The organism is Arthrobacter sp. alpha11c (genome assembly GCF_054149985.1).
Genome location: NZ_CP196747.1, coordinates 1,755,809 through 1,774,981, shown reverse-complemented (window position 1 = coordinate 1,774,981; position 19,173 = coordinate 1,755,809). Strand labels below are relative to the sequence as shown.

17 protein-coding genes are annotated in these 19,173 nt (G+C 62.8%); 7 read left to right on the top strand and 10 right to left on the bottom strand.

The annotated features are described in order from the left end of the window. Nucleotides 1-3: 3 nt before the first annotated feature. From recN to xerD, 4 genes are all read left to right on the top strand, one after another. Nucleotides 4-1,743, top strand: coding sequence for a DNA repair protein RecN (gene recN / locus ACTAQJ_RS08170; protein WP_498701661.1), 1,740 nt, complete (start codon nucleotides 4-6; stop codon nucleotides 1,741-1,743). A 146-nt stretch (nucleotides 1,744-1,889) separates the two neighbouring features. Next, entirely contained in the window at nucleotides 1,890-3,635 is a 1,746-nt protein-coding gene (gene pyrG / locus ACTAQJ_RS08165) for a CTP synthase (RefSeq protein WP_431119582.1), read from the top strand. Nucleotides 3,636-3,687: 52 nt separating this feature from the next. Beyond that, nucleotides 3,688-4,350, top strand: coding sequence for an NUDIX domain-containing protein (locus ACTAQJ_RS08160; protein WP_498701660.1), 663 nt, complete (start codon nucleotides 3,688-3,690; stop codon nucleotides 4,348-4,350). Beyond that, on the top strand, nucleotides 4,323-5,312 hold the full coding sequence (gene xerD / locus ACTAQJ_RS08155; RefSeq protein ID WP_498701659.1) for a site-specific tyrosine recombinase XerD: 990 nt from the start codon (nucleotides 4,323-4,325) through the stop codon (nucleotides 5,310-5,312). Before ACTAQJ_RS08160 ends, xerD begins: the two co-directional genes overlap by 28 nt. A 9-nt stretch (nucleotides 5,313-5,321) precedes the next feature. On the opposite strand, the gene ACTAQJ_RS08150 is transcribed toward xerD, so the two are convergent. Then, entirely contained in the window at nucleotides 5,322-6,107 is a 786-nt protein-coding gene (locus ACTAQJ_RS08150) for a hypothetical protein (RefSeq protein ID WP_498701658.1), read from the bottom strand. Between the two features lie 112 nt (nucleotides 6,108-6,219). On the opposite strand from ACTAQJ_RS08150, the gene ACTAQJ_RS08145 reads away from it, so the two are divergent. Next, nucleotides 6,220-6,717 (top strand): 8-oxo-dGTP diphosphatase, encoded by a 498-nt coding sequence (locus tag ACTAQJ_RS08145; protein ID WP_498701657.1) that lies wholly within the window; start codon nucleotides 6,220-6,222, stop codon nucleotides 6,715-6,717. Between the two features lie 107 nt (nucleotides 6,718-6,824). Here ACTAQJ_RS08145 and ACTAQJ_RS08140 read toward each other — a convergent pair whose 3' ends face one another. The 9 genes from ACTAQJ_RS08140 to ACTAQJ_RS08100 form a co-directional block, all read right to left on the bottom strand. Continuing rightward, nucleotides 6,825-7,964 carry a bifunctional 2-methylcitrate synthase/citrate synthase gene (locus tag ACTAQJ_RS08140; protein ID WP_498701656.1) on the bottom strand — a complete coding sequence of 380 codons (1,140 nt, stop codon included), beginning with the start codon at nucleotides 7,962-7,964 and terminating at the stop codon, nucleotides 6,825-6,827. A 75-nt stretch (nucleotides 7,965-8,039) separates the two neighbouring features. Next, on the bottom strand, nucleotides 8,040-8,945 hold the full coding sequence (gene prpB / locus ACTAQJ_RS08135) for a methylisocitrate lyase (protein ID WP_498701655.1): 906 nt from the start codon (nucleotides 8,943-8,945) through the stop codon (nucleotides 8,040-8,042). Continuing rightward, nucleotides 8,946-10,466: an MmgE/PrpD family protein gene (locus ACTAQJ_RS08130; protein ID WP_498701654.1), complete on the bottom strand. Its 1,521-nt coding sequence runs from the start codon at nucleotides 10,464-10,466 to the stop codon at nucleotides 8,946-8,948. A 39-nt stretch (nucleotides 10,467-10,505) separates the two neighbouring features. Next, entirely contained in the window at nucleotides 10,506-11,147 is a 642-nt protein-coding gene (locus tag ACTAQJ_RS08125; protein WP_498701653.1) for a GntR family transcriptional regulator, read from the bottom strand. A gap of 68 nt (nucleotides 11,148-11,215) precedes the next feature. After that, entirely contained in the window at nucleotides 11,216-12,319 is a 1,104-nt protein-coding gene (locus ACTAQJ_RS08120; protein WP_498701652.1) for a class I SAM-dependent methyltransferase, read from the bottom strand. Nucleotides 12,320-12,470: 151 nt separating this feature from the next. Beyond that, the gene (locus ACTAQJ_RS08115) at nucleotides 12,471-12,983 is read right to left on the bottom strand and encodes a helix-turn-helix transcriptional regulator (RefSeq protein WP_498701651.1); all 513 of its coding nucleotides are present in this window, start codon (nucleotides 12,981-12,983) and stop codon (nucleotides 12,471-12,473) included. Further along, the gene (locus ACTAQJ_RS08110; protein ID WP_498701650.1) at nucleotides 12,961-14,097 is read right to left on the bottom strand and encodes a helix-turn-helix transcriptional regulator; all 1,137 of its coding nucleotides are present in this window, start codon (nucleotides 14,095-14,097) and stop codon (nucleotides 12,961-12,963) included. The genes ACTAQJ_RS08115 and ACTAQJ_RS08110 overlap by 23 nt, the downstream gene beginning before the upstream one ends. Before the next feature lie 57 nt (nucleotides 14,098-14,154). Then, nucleotides 14,155-14,868: a response regulator gene (locus ACTAQJ_RS08105; protein WP_431119600.1), complete on the bottom strand. Its 714-nt coding sequence runs from the start codon at nucleotides 14,866-14,868 to the stop codon at nucleotides 14,155-14,157. After that, entirely contained in the window at nucleotides 14,865-16,511 is a 1,647-nt protein-coding gene (locus tag ACTAQJ_RS08100; protein WP_498701649.1) for a sensor histidine kinase, read from the bottom strand. The genes ACTAQJ_RS08105 and ACTAQJ_RS08100 overlap by 4 nt, the downstream gene beginning before the upstream one ends. Before the next feature lie 139 nt (nucleotides 16,512-16,650). On the opposite strand from ACTAQJ_RS08100, the gene ACTAQJ_RS08095 reads away from it, so the two are divergent. Continuing rightward, the gene (locus ACTAQJ_RS08095) at nucleotides 16,651-17,997 is read left to right on the top strand and encodes a cation:dicarboxylate symporter family transporter (RefSeq protein WP_431119602.1); all 1,347 of its coding nucleotides are present in this window, start codon (nucleotides 16,651-16,653) and stop codon (nucleotides 17,995-17,997) included. Nucleotides 17,998-18,270: 273 nt separating this feature from the next. Beyond that, nucleotides 18,271-19,170 (top strand): ParA family protein, encoded by a 900-nt coding sequence (locus ACTAQJ_RS08090; RefSeq protein WP_216922900.1) that lies wholly within the window; start codon nucleotides 18,271-18,273, stop codon nucleotides 19,168-19,170. Nucleotides 19,171-19,173 lie beyond the last annotated feature (3 nt).

Here is a 19,173-nt window from a genome sequence, read left to right as displayed (position 1 = left end):
AGCATGCTTGAAGAACTCCGAATCCGTGACCTCGGTGTCATTACCGATGCCGCCCTGCCTCTAGGTCCCGGCCTTAGCGTCGTTACCGGTGAAACAGGTGCCGGCAAGACAATGGTGGTGACCGCCGTCGGGCTCCTCCTGGGTGCCCGTTCGGACGTCGGCGCCGTTCGGAGCGGCGCCAAATCTGCCTCCGCCGAGGCAGTCCTGAAGCTTGATCCAGGGCACAGTGCTGTGGAGCGTGCCAAGGAGGCCGGCGGCGAGGCTGAGGAGTTCGACGGCGTCGCCGAACTCCTGCTGGCCCGCACCGTTGGTGCCGATGGCCGCAGCCGGGCTTACGTTGGGGGACGGGCGGCGCCGGTTGGAGTTCTGGCCGAACTTGGCGAGAGCCTGGTGGTGGTGCACGGCCAGTCGGATCAGATCCGGCTGAAAAGCGCCACCGCGCAGCGACACGCCCTGGATCGCTTCGCTGGTGCACAGCTGGCCAAGGTCCTGGGGGAGTACCAGGACCTGTATAACCACTGGAAGTCCATTCAGGCCGAGCTGGAGACCCTTCGCAGCGAAGCGCGGGAAAGGCTTCGTGAGGCGGAGTCGCTGGACGCGGCGCTCAAAGAGATCGATGACGTGGATCCCCAGCCGGGTGAGGATGAGACACTCAAGGCTGAGGCCGTGAAGCTTGCCAATGTTGAAGAACTCCGGCTCGCAGCGGCCGCGGCGCATGAGTCGCTCATTGCCGAGGAATTCGGCGATGCCGGCGATGCCACATCGATGGTCGATGCGGCAAAGCGGACGCTGGAGCACGTTGCAGAACATGATGAGGCGTTGGGAGCCGCTGCTGCACGCCTTGCAGAAGTTGGCTTCCTGCTGAACGATATCGCCGCTGACTTGTCCAGCTACCAAGCCGCATTGGACACCGAAGGCCCGGAACGGCTCTCTGAAATCGAGGAACGCCGTGCCGCCTTGGCCAAACTGATCCGCAAGTACGCCCCCAGCATCGATGAAGTGCTGGAGTGGGCGGCCACGGCCCGGATGCGTTTGGACGAGCTGCAGGACGATTCAAGCCGCATCGAATCCTTGGATGCCGAGGTGGCTTCGACCGAAGCTACCCTGCGTAAGCAGGCCGCAGCGATCACCAAGGCCCGGCTCAAGGCGGCCAAGGACCTCTCAGCCCGCGTGAGTGCAGAGTTGAAGGCATTGGCCATGGCGGATGCCACGTTGATCATCCAAATAGAGGACAGTGGATCGCTTGGCCTCTGGGGAACCGACGAGATCGCCTTCCTCCTCCAGCCACACTCCGGTGCTCCGGCGCGCCCACTGGGCAAGGGAGCCTCCGGCGGTGAACTCTCAAGGGTGATGCTGGCCATCGAGGTAGTGCTCGCTGCGGTGGATCCTGTTCCTACCTTCGTCTTTGACGAGGTGGACGCCGGAGTAGGTGGACGGGCCGCCGTCGAGATCGGGCGCCGGCTGGCGATGCTGGCCCGCCACGTCCAGGTCCTCGTGGTGACGCACCTGCCGCAGGTTGCTGCCTTCGCTGATCAGCACATCCGGGTTACCAAAACTTCAGTGCGGGGCGCCGACGGAAAAACGTCCACCGGATTCACCTCCAGCGATGTGCAACTGCTGGACGACGACGAGCGCGTGAAGGAGCTTGCCCGTATGTTGGCCGGGCAGGAAGACTCAGAATCTGCCCAGGCGCACGCGCAGGAATTGTTGGACGACGCGAAATTGCTTCCCCAGCGAGCCTAGAAAATTCCGGGCACACGGCTGCTGCCGGACTGCGACCACTATCACATCCGTGCACTTGGTCCCGCCCGGCTCTTGATTGCAGGCATGGTCTTGGGCAACTATTGACCATTTGGGGAATCCGGACGGACGCTTGGAAGGCGTAATTGATGATAAGCTCGAATTCCGTGGTGCAGCGATCAAATTCCCGTGTAAATTCCCGGTTCCCGGGCTCGTCCAAGACGACCAAACACATCTTCGTCACCGGTGGTGTGGCGTCCTCGCTCGGTAAGGGTCTGACGGCTTCCAGCCTCGGCCACCTGCTGCGGGCACGCGGTTTGTCTGTAACTATGCAGAAGCTCGATCCTTATTTGAACGTGGATCCGGGCACGATGAATCCCTTCCAGCACGGCGAAGTTTTCGTAACTGATGATGGCGCCGAAACCGACCTCGACATCGGACACTACGAGCGCTTCCTCGATGAAAACCTCGAAGGTTCGGCCAACGTCACAACGGGCCAGATCTACTCCACGGTCATCGCGAAGGAACGCCGGGGTGAATACCTCGGAGACACCGTTCAGGTCATCCCGCACATCACGGATGAAATCAAGCGCCGCATGCGCCTTCCCTCCGAAGGCAAGAACGCTCCGGATGTCATCATCACCGAAATCGGTGGCACGGTTGGCGACATCGAGTCGCAGCCCTTCCTTGAGTCGGCCCGCCAGGTGCGTCAGGACATCGGCCGGAACAATGTCTTCTTCCTCCACGTTTCCCTGGTTCCGTACATCGGTCCTTCCCAGGAACTGAAGACCAAGCCTACGCAGCACTCCGTGGCAGCCCTTCGTTCCATCGGTATCCAGCCCGAAGCCATCGTGATCCGTTCGGACCGCGAAGTGCCGGACGCCATGCGCGAAAAAATCGGCCGCATGTGCGATGTCGATATCGACGCCGTGGTCAACGCCGCTGACGCACCCAGCATCTACGACATCCCCAAGACGCTTCACTCCCAGGGCCTGGACTCTTACATCGTCCGTGCGTTGGACCTGCCGTTCAAGGACGTTGACTGGAGCAAGTGGGACAAGCTGCTCGAAGCCGTCCACAACCCCAAGCACGAGGTCGAAGTCGCCCTGGTGGGCAAGTACATCGATCTTCCCGATGCCTACCTTTCGGTGACCGAGGCCCTCCGCGCAGGTGGATTCGCGAATGAAGCCAAAGTCAAGATCCGCTGGGTCCCCTCTGACGAGTGCGAAACCCTTGCGGGGGCCACTAAGTCCCTTGCCGGCGTCGACGCCATCTGCGTGCCGGGCGGCTTCGGTATCCGTGGCCTTGAGGGCAAGCTGGGCGCGTTGAAGTTCGCCCGCGAATCCAAGCTTCCGGTGCTGGGCCTGTGCCTTGGCCTTCAGTGCATGGTGATCGAATACGCGCGCAACGTGGTTGGCCTGGAAGGCGCCTCGTCCAGTGAGTTCGAGCCGGACTCCAAGTACCCGGTCATCGCCACCATGGAAGAGCAGCTGGACATTGTGGAAGGCAAGGGAGATCTTGGCGGCACCATGCGCCTGGGCCTCTACGAAGCCAAGCTGGACGAGGGCTCCGTTGTCGCAGAGACGTACGGCACCACGTCCGTGAGCGAACGCCACCGCCACCGCTACGAGGTCAACAACAAGTACCGTGACCAGATCGCGGCAGAGGGCCTGGTCTTCTCGGGTACCTCTCCTGACGGCAAGCTGGTTGAGTACGTTGAACTTCCCCGCGAAGTGCACCCATACTACGTCGCTACGCAGGCACACCCGGAGCTCAGCTCCCGCCCGACGCGTCCGCACCCGCTCTTCGCAGGCCTCGTGAAGGCTGCCTTGGAGCGTCGTGAAGGCAGCGTTGCGGGAACGAACACCGGTGCCCGCGCAGTAGCTGCCAAGTAAGCAGTAGCTGCCAAGTAGACGGTAAACGCAAGCACTAACGAAGGACGGCGCGATGCCCGGCATTTCTGAAACCCCCAGCACCTCAAGGCAGGTTTCGGATATGCCGAGCCCGCGCCGTCTTTTGTCCACCAGCAAGGTCTACGAAGGCCGTATCTGGGATGTGGTCAGCGACGCCTTCCAGCTCAGCGAGGATACGGACACCCTGGTCCGGGATTACATCGACCACCCTGGGGCGGTGGCCGTGCTGCCGATGAACGTTGACGGCGAAATCCTGCTCCTGAAGCAGTACAGGCACCCCGTTGGCATGGACCTTTGGGAAATCCCGGCCGGCTTGCTGGACGTTGAGGGCGAGGATTTCGTGGTGGGTGCTGCCAGGGAGCTCGCTGAGGAAGCTGATCTTGTTGCGGCCACCTGGAATGTCCTGGTGGATTTCTTTAACTCTCCGGGATCCTCCAGCGAGGCTGTTCGGATTTATTTGGCTCGTGGGCTGAGCGCTGTTCCCGAGGCTGACCTGCATGTCCGCACGGACGAAGAGTCAGAAATTGAGTTCCACTGGATTCCGCTCGACGACGCCGTGAAAGCCGTCCTTGAAGGGCGCCTGCACAATCCGTCCGCGGTTCTGGGAATCCTTGCAGCGGCCGCCGCGAAGGCTGACGGCTTTTCCAGCCTGCGCCCCGCTGACGCGCCATGGCCCGCGCACCCGAGCCAGCGCTGAGAATGGCCGAGGCCGCCACCCGTACCGCCAACGGCATTGATCGCGGAGTTACGGACTACCTCCAGCACGTCGGAGTGGAACGTGGCCTGGCCGCCAACACCTTGGATGCCTATCGCCGTGACCTTACCCGATATTCGAACTTCCTGGCTGGTCAAGGCGCGGAACGGCCCGAAGACGTTACACGGCATGATGTCACCGCCTTTGCCCAAGCCTTGTCCGACGGCTCCGATGGAGCTGCGGCCCTGGGTGTCCGCTCTGCTGCCAGGACCATAGTGGCCGTGCGGGGGCTTCATAAGTTTTGGGCCCTTGAAGGAACCACGACGTCGGATCCCGCCAGCGATGTCCACCCGCCGATGCCGGGCAAACGGCTTCCGAAAGCCATCAGCGTTGGTGAAGTAACGCGGATCCTTGAAGCTGCGGGTTCGGACTCTGCGACCGGCCTGAGGGACCGGGCCTTGCTTGAATTTCTTTACTCCACCGGTGCGCGCATCAGCGAGGCCGTAGGGCTGGATGTTGACGATGTATCCCTGGAGCACGCCGGTGGCGAACCTGCAATCGTCAGGCTCTTCGGCAAAGGTTCCAAGGAGCGGTTGGTTCCTTTGGGCTCTTACGGTGCACGCGCCGTCGGGGCCTATGTGGTCCGGGGCAGGCCGCTGCTCGCTTCCAAGGGCAAGGGAACGCCAGCGTTGTTCCTGAACGCCCGGGGCGGCAGGATCAGCAGGCAAAGTGCCTGGACCATCCTCAAGACTGCTGCAGAGAAGGCAAACATCACCAAGGATGTTTCGCCGCACACCTTGCGGCACTCGTTTGCCACGCATCTTCTGGAAGGCGGGGCTGACGTCCGCGTAGTCCAGGAGCTGTTGGGGCACGCATCGGTAACCACCACCCAGGTCTACACGTTGGTCACGGCTGACACTTTGCGGGAAGTCTACGCTGCAGCCCATCCCAGGGCGCTCGGCTGACGTAGCCCGCTAGTCCAGCACACTGAACGTCAGCTCCACGGCATCGACGAACAAGGCCAGAAGCGACGTCCCCAAACCGGCCACGAGCAAAAGCCCCGGGTGGGCCAGGCCCACCACCACCCGCTTCAACCGCGGCTGTCCCTTGAGGAACTTTTTGGGTACCCGCGTCTTCAACGGTATTTGCCGCCAACCGCGTAGCCGCCGGAGGAACCAGGCGCACCGCACGATGAACGCCATCCACAGGACAGAGAGCACCAGCGGGACCGAGGCCAGCATGAGGTTGAAGCCGAGTGCGGTCACCTCCTTTTCGGAGTCACCGATGACGGTTTGCACTGTGGTGGAGATGGAAGCACTCATCACCACGGAGGCAGCCCACACCATGAAGGCCACCACCAGGGCGAGGAAGCGGACGAAAAAATGGCCCAGGACCGTGGCGTCAACTGCCTTGAGGTGGCTGCGGGGCGTGGCATGCAGCACCGCCAGCGTGGACAGCAGCGTTGGCAGGGCAGCGACGAGGACCAGCAAATACCAAGTCCATCCAGCCAGGTCCACCACTTCATCCAGAACAATGAGTCCGGCCCACACCACCGTCCAGGCCCAGCCGGCGTAGAGGGGATGCGCCACCACCCAACGGGGCAGCCAGGCGTCGCGCTCCTGCCCGGCTCTGGTGTGTGATGGGGCCTCGGCCACAGGGGCTGCTTCGACATCTTCCCCGGCTTGGGATTTCACCTCATGGTTGATGGCCTGCGGCTGTGCCTGTGTCTCCGCACGCGTTTCGCCCCCACCTTCGCTCATGGGCTCACTGTAGGCAACTGGGCTCACTGTAGGCAACTGGGCTCACTGTAGCAATTGGGCTGACTGTGGCAATGGCAGCCCTGCTACACGAGATCGGGTTAAGGTAGGCAGCATGACAGCAGCCCATGTGACACTGTGCTTCCTTCTCCGTGACGGAGCGGACGGGGAACACGTCCTCCTCGGTACCAAGAAGACCGGTTTTGGGCGTGGGAAAGTGGTGGGCGTGGGTGGGCATGTGGAGCCGGGGGAGACGGCAATGCAGGCGGCGTGCCGCGAGGTCATGGAGGAGATCAGCGTGGTGGTTGAAGCCGCAGACCTCATCCCCGCCGGCATCATTGATTTCGTGTTTCCTGCCAGACCCGAATGGAACATGTACACCACCGTGTATCTGACGCGTGCTTGGGTAGGCGAACCGTCCGAGAGCGATGAGATTGCGCCGGAATGGTTCCCGGTGTCCAAGCTACCGGTGGAACGCATGTGGGCCGACGCCGAGCACTGGCTGCCCGCGATGATTTCGGGGCAGCGGATCGCTGTTCGAGTGAACCTGGCTGCCGATAACGAGAGCGTGGCCGAAGTGCACACCATCGATTGGATGGGAACCGAGCAGTAAACAGTTTTCCCAGCGTACGACGGCGGGCCGGTCGCCTTTCGGTGACCAGCCCGCCGTCGTATGCTTCCCCGCCGTCGTCTGCTTCCAGCGCGGCCAGGCGCCAGAGGCTACGGCACGTGCCGCTCCTCCGGTCCGTTGTATTCGCTGAGCGGACGGATGAGGGAGTTCGAGGCGAACTGTTCCATGATGTGCGCGGTCCAGCCGGTGATGCGGCTGGCGACGAACAGCGGGGTGAACGTCTGGGTGTCGAAGCCCATGAGGTGGTACGTGGGCCCGGCGGGGTAATCGAGGTTGGGCTTGATGGCCTTGGCTTCGTCCATGGCTTGTTCAAGTCCGTTGTAGAGTCCCAGGAGTTCGGGCCGTCCGTAGTGGGCGATCATTTTGTCCAGGGCGGCCTTCATGGTGGGCACGCGGGAGTCGCCGTGCTTGTAGACGCGGTGCCCGAAGCCCATGACCTTTTTCTTCTGGGCCAGGGCGTCTTCCATCCATGCCCGGGCCCGGACCGCTGCTTCCTCCATGGATTCTTCGCTGCGGATGCCAATCTCGTCGAACGTGTGCATGACGGCCTCGTTGGCGCCGCCATGCAAGGGGCCTTTGAGGGCACCGATGGCAGCGGTCACGGCTGAGTGCAGGTCCGAGAGCGTGGAGGTGACCACGCGGGCGGTGAAGGTGGAGGCGTTGAAGGAGTGCTCGGCGTAGAGGATCATCGAGACGTTGAATGCCTCCACCACCTCGACTACTGCCTCTTCACCGAAGGTCATCCAGAGGAAGTTGGCGGAGTAGTCTAGGTCCTCACGCGGTTCCACCACGTCCTGGCCGCGGCGGCGGCGCTGGTCATAGGCGACGACGGCAGGCATGGCAGCCCAGAGGTCGATCGCCTTCTTCATGTTGGCATCGGGGGATGAATCTTCGGCCAGCTCATGCCGGGCTCCCAAGACGGAAGCAGCTGTACGGCAAACGTCCATGGGGTGCGAAGTGGTGGGCAACGTGTCAATAACTGACTTGACCACCGGGTCCAGGGCACGTCCCGCGCGTTCGCGGGCAACAAATTCAGCCAGTTGGGCATCGTCCGGCAGTTCGCCGTTCCAGAGCAGGTAGGCAACCTCTTCAAAGCTGCACTTGGCGGCCAGTTCCTGGACCGGGTAGCCGCGGTAGAGCAGCGAGTTGGTGTCCGGGTTGACCTTCGAGACGGCGGTGTAGTCCACCACGACGCCGGCAAGGCCTTTTTTGATGTCTTCAGCAGCCATGCTGAACTCCTTCGTTCATTATGCAAGCGCCCCGGTTTGCCGGAGTGCTTGCTTTCCCCTTGGTGATTCCCGGACCTAGCGGATGCCAGGGACCTGGAAGTTAAAAACGCCGGTATCGAACTGGTTGTATGCCTCGTAATCAACGAGTTCATAGAGGCGCGCACGCGTGAGCATGTTTTCCACTTGTGCCTCTTGGGTCCCCGCAGCCTTGATCGATTCCAGCGTACGCTCTGCAGCGCCCATGGCAATGCGCAGGAGGGTGACAGGGTAGATGACCATGTTCACGCCGACGCCCTGGAGCTGGTCCACGGTGAAGAGGTCGCTTTTGCCGAACTCTGTCATGTTGGCCAGGATGGGCACGTCCACGGCGTCGCGGATGGCCTGGAACTCGCTCAAATCGGCCATGGCTTCGGGGAAGATCGCATCGGCGCCGGCGTCCACGAGGGCTTTGGCGCGGTCCTGGGCGGCTTGGATTCCGTCGGTGGCGCGGATGTCGGTGCGGGCCATGATGAGGAAGTTGGGGTCCCGGCGTGCGTCTGTTGCGGCGCGGATGCGTTTGGTGGCGGTGTCGATGTCGACGACGTTTTTGCCGTCCAGGTGCCCGCAGCGTTTGGGGTTGAACTGGTCTTCGATGTGGCAGCCGGCCAGGCCGGCGTTTTCGAGTTCCTGGATGGTGCGGGCCACGTTCATGGGTTCACCGAAGCCGGTGTCCGCGTCCACGAGGGAGGGCAGGTCGGTCATGCGGGCGATCTGCCCGGCCCGGGTCGCTACCTCGGTGAGGGTGGTCAGTCCGATGTCGGGCAGGCCGAGGTCGTTGGCCAGGACCGCGCCGGAGATGTAGACCCCGGCGAAGCCCTTCTCCTCGATCAGCCGTGCCGATAACGGGTTGAACGCGCCGGGGAACTGGTGCACGGTCCCGGAGGCCAGCAGTTCCCGCAGTTTCACCCGTTTCTGTTCGGGGGTGACTTTGGAGTACAGCATTTAGAACAGTCCTTTCGGCGCGTTGCTGGGGTCGATCACGCCGGGGGCTGCGGTGATGTTCAGTTGGTCCAGTTCGCCCGGGCCGAGGTCGGTGACGCGTTCGACGGCGGTGAGGAACCGTTCGATTTCGGCTTCCTCCACGAGCCCGGCGGCGAGGGTGCGGAACTTGTTGATGTATTGCTCGCGGGCGAACGGCCGGGCGCCGAGCGGGTGCGCGTCGGCCACGGCGATCTCATCGGTGATGACCGTGCCGTCCGTGAGGGTGATTTCCACGGTGCCGCCGAAGGCTTTCTCGGTGATGTCCAGGGAGTGGTAGCGGCGGGTCCATTCCGGGTCTTCGACGGTGCTGACCTTGTGCCAGAGTTCCACGGTGTCCGGACGGGCTGCGCGTTCGGGGGCGTAGGAATCCACGTGGTGCCAGGCGCCGTCCTGCAACGCGACGGTGAAGATGTAGGGGATGGAGTGGTCCAGGGTTTCCCGGGACGCGGTGGGGGAGTACTTCTGGGGATCGTTCGCTCCGGAGCCGATCACGTAGTGGGTGTGGTGGCTGGTCTTGATCAGCACCGAGGCCACGTTGGCCGGGTCGGTGGTTTCAGGGTGCTCGCGGTTGAGTTTGCGGGCGAGGTCGATCCACGCCTGGGCCTGGTACTCGGCGGAGTGTTCCTTCGTGTACGTGTCCAGGATGGCGCGCTTCGCTTCACCGGGCAGCGGCAGCGGGACCTCGTAGGCGGCGTCCGGGCCGTCCAGCATCCAGGCGATCACGCCGTCTTCGCCTTCGTAGATCGGCACGGGAGAAGTCTGACCGCGCATGGAACGGTCCACAGCCTCGACGGCCATCTTCCCCGCAAAGGCGGGGGCGTGGGCCTTCCACGTGGAGATTTCGCCCTTGCGGGACTGCCGGGTGGCGGTGGTGGTGTGCAGGGCCTGGCCCACGGACTGGAAGATCGTCTCAACATCCAGGCCCAACAGAGTGCCGATACCGGCCGCGGCGGACGGGCCGAGGTGGGCGACGTGGTCGATCTTGTGCTTGTGCAGGCAGATGGCCTTGACCAGGTTCACCTGGATCTCGTACCCGGTGGCGATGGCCCGGACCAGGTCGGCGCCGTTGGAGCCTACGTGTTGGGCGACGGCGAGGATCGGCGGGATGTTGTCTCCGGGGTGGGAGTAGTCCGCGGCCAGGAAGGTGTCATGGTAGTCCAGCTCCCGCACGGCCACGCCGTTGGCCCAGGCGGCCCACTCCGGGGAGACCCGCTCCGTGATCCCGAAAACGTGCCCGCCCGTGCCGTTGGCGGACGGGGCGTGGGTCAGGGCCTGGGCGCGTGCTGCGATGATCGGGGCGCGGTTCAGCGAGGCGATGGCTACCGAGGCGTTGTCGATGATCCGGTTGATCACCATGTCGGTCACCTCGGCGGTGACGTCGACGGGGTCGGCGGCGACCACGGCGATTTTGTGCGCGAGCTGTTCCTCACGCGGGAGGTTCTCTTCGGACTTGTACACGCGGACGTGATGGTTCTTAACCATGATGCTCCTTCTAGGCAGGGGTGGTTCTAGGCAAGGTCTTCAGCGGGCCACATGAGCGGCCTTGACGTGGGTGAGGCTTCGGTGCAAATGAACGGTGGTGGCGGCTTCGGCGAGGCGTGGGTTGCCTGCGGCGATCGCTTCGGCAATCGCGGCGTGCTCGGCGGCGGCTGCGTGGAGCCTGGCGGCGTCATCGGCTGCCAGCCGGCGCACCCGGACCAGGTGCACGCGCAGGCTCCGCATGGCCTGGGCAAGGTAGGAGTTGGAGACCGCGGCGTCGATGGCCTCATCGAGGCGGCCCACCAACGCGTAATACTCGTGCCGGGCAGGATCGGTATCGCGCAGCAGATCCGGGGCCCCCAGCAACTGGGCGTGCAGTTCGGCGAAAACGCCGGGCTCTCCGCGCTGCGCGGCCAACGCCGCGGCCCTGACCTCCAGCGTTTCGCGCAATTCAAACAACTCATCGATGCTGTCCAGCGAAATATCGGTCACGACGACGCCGCGGCCACCGGCCGCCGTCGTCAATCCCTCAGCGGTCAGCCGGCCCAGCGCCTCCCGGACCGGCGTGCGGGAGACCCCGAGACGTTCGGACTGCTCCACCTCCGCCAGAACCGCCCCCGGCCGAAGACGCCACTCAATGATGTCTTCACGAAGAGCCGCGTAGGCCCGATCACTGGCGCGCATGGCTTCAGTGTATACACAAACGTCGATTTAGTCACCCAAAAAGGTTCAGTTTGTTATTTATGTATACATCACTGGCGCCCGGCAACGTAGTACACGTTAAATGGATCTTCCTCGAGTTCCTTGACTTCCACGCTGCTGAAGCCGGCATCACGGATCATGGCTGTTGCCAATTCCTTTCCCCAGACGGTCCCCAAACCCTCCCCGCCTTGTCCCAAGGAGACGGCCATGCAGTGAAAAGTGGAGATGGTGTAAAGGAAGGAAGCCCACGGAAGGTCGGTGTTCTTTTCCAGGTTGCTCGACGCGTTGATATCCACCATAAGGAATGTTCCGCCGGGTTTGAGCGCCTTGTGAATATTCTCCAGGACCTGCGCAGGATGCGCTTGGTCGTGGATGGCGTCGAAGGCTGTCACAAGGTGGTATCGGCCTTCTTCCTCAAGCTGGGTTACGTCCCTGGACACGAACCGGACGTTGGGAAGTTTCATCGCGGCGGCTTCGGCTCTGGCCGCAGCCAGCGCGTTGTCAGCGAAGTCGTAGCCGGTGAAGGTGCTGTGGGAAAAAGTGCTGGCTAGCAGGTTTACTGCATGGCCTTCGCCGCAGCCAATATCGGCTACGGCGATTCCTGCGTGCAATGCATCTTCGCAGCCAGTCAACGGGAGGATTGCGTCCAGGAGCGCCGCGTCATTCACTGCTGCACTTTCGGAGGCCATGATGTGGTGGAACTGCGGGTAGTCACCGTAGTTTGTTCCACCCCCCTCCCGGAACGCCCTGACGATCTTGGGAGCCACCTCACCCATCAGTGGGAGATACTGCAATGTGCGGGCCAGGTTTTCCGTTCCCGTCCCGCACAGAACCGGAACAAATTCAGGACGAAGGTAGTACGTGGAATCGCTGGGTTCGAAGTGCACGAATCCTGCGGTCGTCATCCCTCCCAACCATTCGCGGACGTAACGCTCATGTGCTCCAGCAGCGTCCGCCACAAGCTGGCTAGTCGCCGGAGGGAGCGCGGCGAGGGTCTCAAAGAGGCCGGTTTGGTGGCCCACGGCAATGAGCAGTCCGATGGACGAGCTGTTCAGGATGTCAAGCAACCTGCCGGTCGCTTCCTGCAGCGCTTCCTCAAGTGACAGTTCGGGCATCGTCGCCGTTTCATACTTCCCGGGCTGGGTGGTCTCCATGGCATTTCCTTGGTCTTCAGGGGGCCGGTGGATCCGGCCTGTTGTCCCAATCCCCACGGTAGATTCAGGTCCCCATGAGCCTCTTCGGGCATTTTCTGCATTTTTTCGACCGAGAGTGGGTCGAACCATGCAGGGCCCGGTGGAACGGCAGCTACGCTCCAGGCCGCTCGGAGATCCCGTGCTGGTGCGCCCAAGCGGCGGCGGCCGTCCTGGAAGTTACGCCGATCTTGGTGAAGATGTTGGCCAAATGACGTCCGGCTGTTTTTTCTGAAATAGTCAGCGACTTGGCAATTTGCCTGTTGCTGGAACCAGCCAGGACGCAGCCCAGTACTTCCACTTCCCGGGACGTCAGGCCGCCAGGCTCCTGGGCAGGCCGCGTCCAGGAGATGTGCTTGGCGCCGAGCTGGTTCCGGATGGCGGCCGCGGTAGCGCGCTCGGCCTCTGCACGTCCAGTTTCACGCAGGGCAGCCCGGACAGTTGCCAGGCGTTCGTGGATCCGTGCCAGTTCGTAGCGCATGTGTTGGGAGCGGTAGGTTTGTGCTGCGGATTCAAGCTCATTGATCGCCTCAGGCCAACGCCGCTCCTCCATCAGCACGGCACCACGCGCATGGTGGCTCCAGGCCAGGAAACCGGGGGTCCCGTCAGAAAGCTGCGGTCTGTTCAAGTTCCAGGCAATGGGTGGCCGCCGCGCCGGGATCCCGGGGAGCCAGCAGTTCCACCAGGGGCAAGAGAAGGCTGGCCCTCCCCAGGGTTCCGCGGTCCGCCAAGGCAGCCCGAAGGGCCTCTATGGCGGCGTCTGTCTTTCCCGCATCCGCGAGTAGCAGGGCACGTCCTGGCTGCGCATCCAGCCCGAGCCCGCAGGCCAGGGCAAAGGCGGACTCTGCGCCGACCACGTCACCCCGGCGCCGACGGATCTCACCCAGCTCACAGTAGCCGTCCGCAGCGATCCAGCCGTGGGCATTCCTGAGGCGCTCGGCTTCGTGGGGCATCTCAGCCTCAACCTGTCCCCAATTGCCCTCAGTGCCGAGCAATTGAAGTTCGTGAACGCGCGATATCCCGCTGTACATGAAGGATTGGGAGAGCCCGGCGCACCACGTGGCCAGCGCGTCGGTCCAAGCGCGCATCCGTGCGAAGTCAGCCATCTCGTAGCAGAGGTGGATGATCGAGCAGTAAATGTCTCCGCCCCACTCTGCCGGAACCTGCCCCGCCATCACGGGCAGCATGGCCTCGTCCAGGTCCTGGAATCCTCGTGCGGATTGTCCTGTCCGAACCGCCGCCAAGCCAGACAACATGTATCCAAAGCTGGCCAGTTCGGGTGAATCGTGCCTCAGGGTCATCTCCTTGAGGGAAACCGAGGCGGCGAGGGCAGGAACCGGATCACCTTCGAGGTTCATTGCGTCATTGGCCTCGAGGTAGAGAAGGTAGCCGTGTTCGGGCACCTCGGGCATATTCTCCAGCAGCCGGCGCGCACGATTGAGCCACGCCGAAGAAACTGCGAGGTTGCCGCGGATGCCCCACTGCATGGACAGCGTCAGTGCTGTCCGGGCCGCGGCCTGCGTCTGGTGATCGTCATCCAAGCGATGGAAGATCTCCTCCGAGAGGGACATGGAGCGTTGAACATCTCCCACCCACCAGGCGGAACGGGACAGGATTTCAAGGTCCGGCGAGCTGAGTGGAGCGTCCTCGGCTGCCCGTTCCAAGTTTCGGCGCGCCACGTCCCATTCCCCACGGGCAAAGGCTTCGCGGGCCTCGGAAAGTTGCTGCAGCTGTTGGGACATGGGCTCTCCACGGGTTCGGCTCCAGCTTACTGCGCGAGCCGTTCCTTCGGCAGAAGGCTAGCCCCGGTTCCAGCCGTACTCGTTCTCCGGACGGCCTGGTGTTCCGTAGCGCGGCGCCCTGGTGACCGTCCCGGCGTCGGCCAGGTACTCCAGGTACCGGCGGGCCGTGACTCGCGACATTCCCAAGGCATCCATGACTTCACTCGCCGAGACGGCTTGTTGCCGGGCGCGAACCAAATCCTTGACCGACTCCAGCGTGGAACCGGACAAACCCTTCGGCAGTGGCAGTTCAGTTGGCGCCCGAAGACTCGCGAAGGCCTGGTCCACATCGCTCTGGGAAGCTCCGGCCTTGGAGATGCCGGAAATCGAGCCCGCCAATTGATCACGGAAAGTGCGGTAGCTGTTCAGCTTGTCGGCAAAGGTTGCGTACGTGAATGGCTTGATCAAATACTGCACGACGCCGATGGAAACGGCGCTGCGCACGATGTTCAGTTCACGGACGGCTGTGATGGCAATAATGTCGGCGAAGACTCCCGCAGAGCGCATGCGTCGGGCAACATCCAGCCCGTGGAGGTCCGGCAGGTTCATATCAAGCAGGACCAGGTCCACGGGCGAGCCGGACGCCGCGAACTCGCCAAGAATGCGCAGGGCAGATTGTCCATCCGGGGCCGTCCCCACCAACGTGAACCCTTGGAGCCGGCCCACGTAAATGGAGTGGGCGTCCGAGGCGATGGGCTCGTCCTCGACCACCAGGACGCGGATGTCTGTCATGCCTTCTCTTCCTCGGGGATGGGCGTGGGCAGCACAACATGGAACTGGGCGCCGCCTGGATTGCTGATCGTCATAGTACCGTTCAGCCGCTGGACAGCCTGACGGACCAAGGCAAGGCCGACACCACGTCCATGGGCTCCCCGCGGATTCTCTTGCGCGGACTTGGTGCTGTACCCGTACTGCAACACGTCATCGATCGAAGCAGGATCGATCCCGGCCCCGGAATCCCGAACGGTAAATCCAACGCCGGCCGCACCGGCTTCGACGTCCAGTTCCACCTTTCGAGGCATCTCACCGGACGCCGCAGCATCAATGGCATTGTCCAGGAGGTTTCCCAGAATCGTCACGAGGTCCTGGATTTCCAGACCGCGGACCCCCGAACTCCCTGACGTCCGAACCACCAGTTCCACCCCGCGCTCATGTGCTTCGGCGGCCTTGCCCATCACCAAAGCACTCATCACCGGTTCATCCACCGAAGCAAGCATGTCGTCCGTGAGCTGCTGGCTGAGCTCCAGGTCCTTGGTGGCGAACTCGAGCGCTTGGGGCGTGCGGCCCAACTCAAGAAGGGAAACGATCATATGCAGGCGATTCGCGTGCTCGTGGGTCTGGGCCCGCAACGCATCCGAGAGAGTCTTCATGGTTTCCAGCTCGGTTCCCAAGGATTCAATCTCAGTGCGGTCGCGAATGGTGGCCACTGTGCCGTAGACCGATGGCTTTTGCCGGCTGCGGGCAGGAACCGGGCCCACGGCAGGGGCTTGGTTTACCACCAGGATCCGCGAACCAGTCAAATGGATTTCGTCGTGGGCTGGCCTGCCGGATTCAAAGAGCGCTCGCAGGCTCCCGTCGAAGGGGAGGTCGGACAGCTTGGGAGCATCATCGGGGGAGCGGTCGGCCTCGGAAGGTTCCAGTCCCAACAACTCCGCGGCTTGATCGTTGTACATCACTGCTTTTCCCCGCGTATCGATCAGGATCACGCCTTCACGGACGGAATGCAGGACTGATTCGTAGTAGGCGAAGAGCTGCGCAAGCTGTTCCGGACCCCAGCCGCGCGTCACGGATCGCAGGTAACGTCCGAGCAGCCAGGAGGCTATGGAGCCAAAGAACAACACCACCAGCGCGATGCCGCCAATCACTCCCAGCCTTTCGGCGACATCGGTATCCACTGTTCTTACGGTGATGCCTGCCGCCACCAAAGCCTTGACGGTTCCACTGGAGTCCTTGACCGGGACGATCGTCCGGACCGAGGGCCCCAAGGTACCCGCAGTGACTTCGGTGAAAGCCTCGCCTCGCAGGGCAGGCTCGATCGTGCCGATATAGGGCTTGCCCAGCTCTTCGGGACGGGGGTGGGTCCACCGGGTCCGGTCGGGAGCCATGATGGTGATGAAATCTGCGTCCGCGTCCTTCATGACCTCCAGCGCGTAGGGCTGCAGTATCGACGACGGATCAGAAGTTGCCGCCGCCTGCAACACCAAGGGGTTGTTGGCAATGGACGTTGCGATCGCAAGCATCCGGCTGCCCGCATCCTCGTATGCCCTGTCCCGCGCCTCCAGTACCGAGAACGCGCCGAAGACAGCTGTCAGCACCAGCACGAACAGCAGGTTTGCCACAAACAAGCGGCGGGCGATGCTCCAGCGATGAAACAAGTAGGCCTCCCATGACCAATATGACCGCAACGGTGATGTGTGTCACCCGTGGCTGAATGATGGATATCACACAAGGGCAGCGGATTGGACACAAGTGCAGGACCGCAGCGCCTTACACAGTATCCAGAAGGAGAATCCCATGACCTCTCAACGAGGAGAGTCGGCAGTAGCCACCACAGGTGGACGCAGGGGGCTCGACAAGTCGCATTACCTGTACATCGCGGTCATCCTGGCCGTAGTGCTCGGTGCCGTGGTCGGCCTGCTGTTCCCTGAGGTTGGAAAGTCCCTGAAGCCGCTCGGGGACGGCTTCATCAAGCTCATCAAGATGATGATCGCTCCGGTCATCTTCTGCACCATCGTCCTTGGCATCGGTTCCATCGCCAAAGCTGCCACCGTCGGAAAGGTCGGCGGACTCGCACTTGGCTACTTCGTGGCCATGTCGACCTTCGCGCTGGCTATCGGCCTGGTTGTCGGCAACCTCATCCACCCCGGTGAGGGCCTGAAGCTGACTCCGTACGATCCCAACAAGAAGGCGGCCACGGACAGCACCGTGGACTTCCTTATGGGCATCATCCCCAGCGACATTCCTGTCCTGCCCACCCTCCTCGCAGCCATCCTGGTGGGCTTCGCGCTCCAGAAGATGGGTAAGCAGGGCACCCCGATCCTCACCGCAATCGGCCACGGACAGCGCCTTGTCTTCCGAATTCTCATCATGATCATGTGGCTGGCTCCCGTCGGCGCTTTCGGTGCGATCGCCGCCGTCGTTGGTGCCACTGGCGCCCAGGCAATCCTGAGCATGTTCACACTGATGCTGGCCTTCTACATCACCTGCGCAGTGTTCATCGTGGTCATCCTTGGCTCCCTGCTCCGTGCGGTGGCCGGCGTCAACATCTTCAAGCTGATGAAGTACCTGGCCCGGGAATACCTCCTCATCTTCTCCACGTCCTCCTCCGAGGCGGCCCTGCCCCGCCTCATCGCCAAGATGGAACACCTGGGTGTCTCCAAGCCGGTTGTCGGCGTGACGGTACCCACCGGCTACTCCTTCAACCTTGACGGCACGGCCATCTACCTCACCATGGCCTCCTTGTTCGTCGCCAACGCCATGGGTACGCCGCTGGACCTGGGTGCCCAGATCTCGCTGCTGGTGTTCATGATCATCGCTTCCAAGGGCGCCGCAGGCGTCACCGGAGCTGGCCTGGCAACGCTCGCCGCTGGCCTGCAGGCACACAAGCCCGAGCTCCTGGGCGGCGTGGGCATGATCGTTGGCATCGACCGCTTCATGTCAGAAGCCCGTGCACTGACGAACTTCACGGGCAACGCCGTTGCCACCGTTCTGATCGGCACCTGGGTCAAGGAAATCGACAACGACCAGGTGGAGCGCGTCCTTTCCGGCAGCGAACCGTTCGACGAGACCACAATGATCGCCCACGGCGCAGAGGCTGAGGCGGCTCCGGAACCTGAAACCCGCCACAAGGCAACCATCTAGCCGCAACAGCTTCGCGGGATACGAAGCAACGAGGACCGACACCCATGCAGGGTGTCGGTCCTCTGCCGTTCGCCGGGGGAAACCAGCGAAGCCAAGGGAAATAGCCCTCAACCTCCTAACCTTCGACCTCAACTAGAGGGTAAAGGCTCAAAGATCAGCGAAAGTCAAGTTCCCCGAAATGCCGTGTCGGGCGCTGTAGCCTAGGTGGGTAGCAGCGCTGTACCCAGGGGAACAGCGGCAGGGAAGATCGTCGTCGAAAGAGTGGTTAGATACGTGAGCAGCGAACGGGGAACAGCTACGCTGGGAGACACCGAGCTCGATCTGGAAGACGCCATCATGGGGCCCACGGGCCGTCCTCACCGCGACTTCCCGGAACCGGCTCCGCTTGCCTCCCACGGCCCTGCAAGGGTCATCGCCATGGTGAATCAGAAGGGCGGGGTGGGCAAAACCACGTCCACCATCAACCTTGCCGCGGCGCTCGCGGAATATGGCCGGCGCGTGCTCTTGGTGGACTTTGACCCACAAGGTGCTCTTTCTGCCGGGCTCGGCGCCAATCCGCACGAACTCGATCTCACCGTCTACAACGTCCTCATGGATCGCAAAGTGGACATCCGGGATGCCATCCAGCAGACCGGAGTGGAAGGCGTGGACCTTCTGCCGGCAAACATCGATCTCTCCGCGGCTGAAGTGCAACTGGTCAACGAAGTCGCCCGCGAGCAAGTCCTGGACCGCGCGCTCAAGAGGGTTGAAGATGACTACGACGTCGTTCTGATCGACTGCCAGCCATCGCTCGGCCTGCTGACGGTCAACGCACTGACCGCCGCCCACGGCGTCATCATTCCGTTGATCTGCGAGTTCTTCGCACTTCGCGCAGTAGCGCTCCTCGTGGAAACCATCGAGAAAGTGCAGGACCGTTTGAATCCGCGCCTGCAGGTGGATGGCGTCCTCGCCACCATGTACGACGCCCGCACCCTGCACAGCCGCGAAGTCATCTCGCGCCTCGTGGAGGCCTTCGGTGACAAAGTTTTCGAGACCGTCATCAAGCGTTCCATTAAGTTCGCGGACGCCACCGTGGCCGCGGAGCCTATTACGAGCTATGCCGGCAACCACATCGGTGCAGACGCCTACCGCCGCCTCGCAAAGGAACTTATCTCGCGCGGCGGCGCGCCGTAGCGA

Coding starts and splice junctions, on each gene's coding strand:
- recN (WP_498701661.1), top strand. CDS start 4: ATGCTTGAAGAACTCCGAATCCGTGACCTCGGTGTCATTACCGATGCC.
- pyrG (WP_431119582.1), top strand. CDS start 1,890: ATGATAAGCTCGAATTCCGTGGTGCAGCGATCAAATTCCCGTGTAAAT.
- ACTAQJ_RS08160 (WP_498701660.1), top strand. CDS start 3,688: ATGCCCGGCATTTCTGAAACCCCCAGCACCTCAAGGCAGGTTTCGGAT.
- xerD (WP_498701659.1), top strand. CDS start 4,323: ATGGCCCGCGCACCCGAGCCAGCGCTGAGAATGGCCGAGGCCGCCACC.
- ACTAQJ_RS08150 (WP_498701658.1), bottom strand. CDS start 6,107: ATGAGCGAAGGTGGGGGCGAAACGCGTGCGGAGACACAGGCACAGCCG.
- ACTAQJ_RS08145 (WP_498701657.1), top strand. CDS start 6,220: ATGACAGCAGCCCATGTGACACTGTGCTTCCTTCTCCGTGACGGAGCG.
- ACTAQJ_RS08140 (WP_498701656.1), bottom strand. CDS start 7,964: ATGGCTGCTGAAGACATCAAAAAAGGCCTTGCCGGCGTCGTGGTGGAC.
- prpB (WP_498701655.1), bottom strand. CDS start 8,945: ATGCTGTACTCCAAAGTCACCCCCGAACAGAAACGGGTGAAACTGCGG.
- ACTAQJ_RS08130 (WP_498701654.1), bottom strand. CDS start 10,466: ATGGTTAAGAACCATCACGTCCGCGTGTACAAGTCCGAAGAGAACCTC.
- ACTAQJ_RS08125 (WP_498701653.1), bottom strand. CDS start 11,147: ATGCGCGCCAGTGATCGGGCCTACGCGGCTCTTCGTGAAGACATCATT.
- ACTAQJ_RS08120 (WP_498701652.1), bottom strand. CDS start 12,319: ATGGAGACCACCCAGCCCGGGAAGTATGAAACGGCGACGATGCCCGAA.
- ACTAQJ_RS08110 (WP_498701650.1), bottom strand. CDS start 14,097: ATGTCCCAACAGCTGCAGCAACTTTCCGAGGCCCGCGAAGCCTTTGCC.
- ACTAQJ_RS08105 (WP_431119600.1), bottom strand. CDS start 14,868: ATGACAGACATCCGCGTCCTGGTGGTCGAGGACGAGCCCATCGCCTCG.
- ACTAQJ_RS08095 (WP_431119602.1), top strand. CDS start 16,651: ATGACCTCTCAACGAGGAGAGTCGGCAGTAGCCACCACAGGTGGACGC.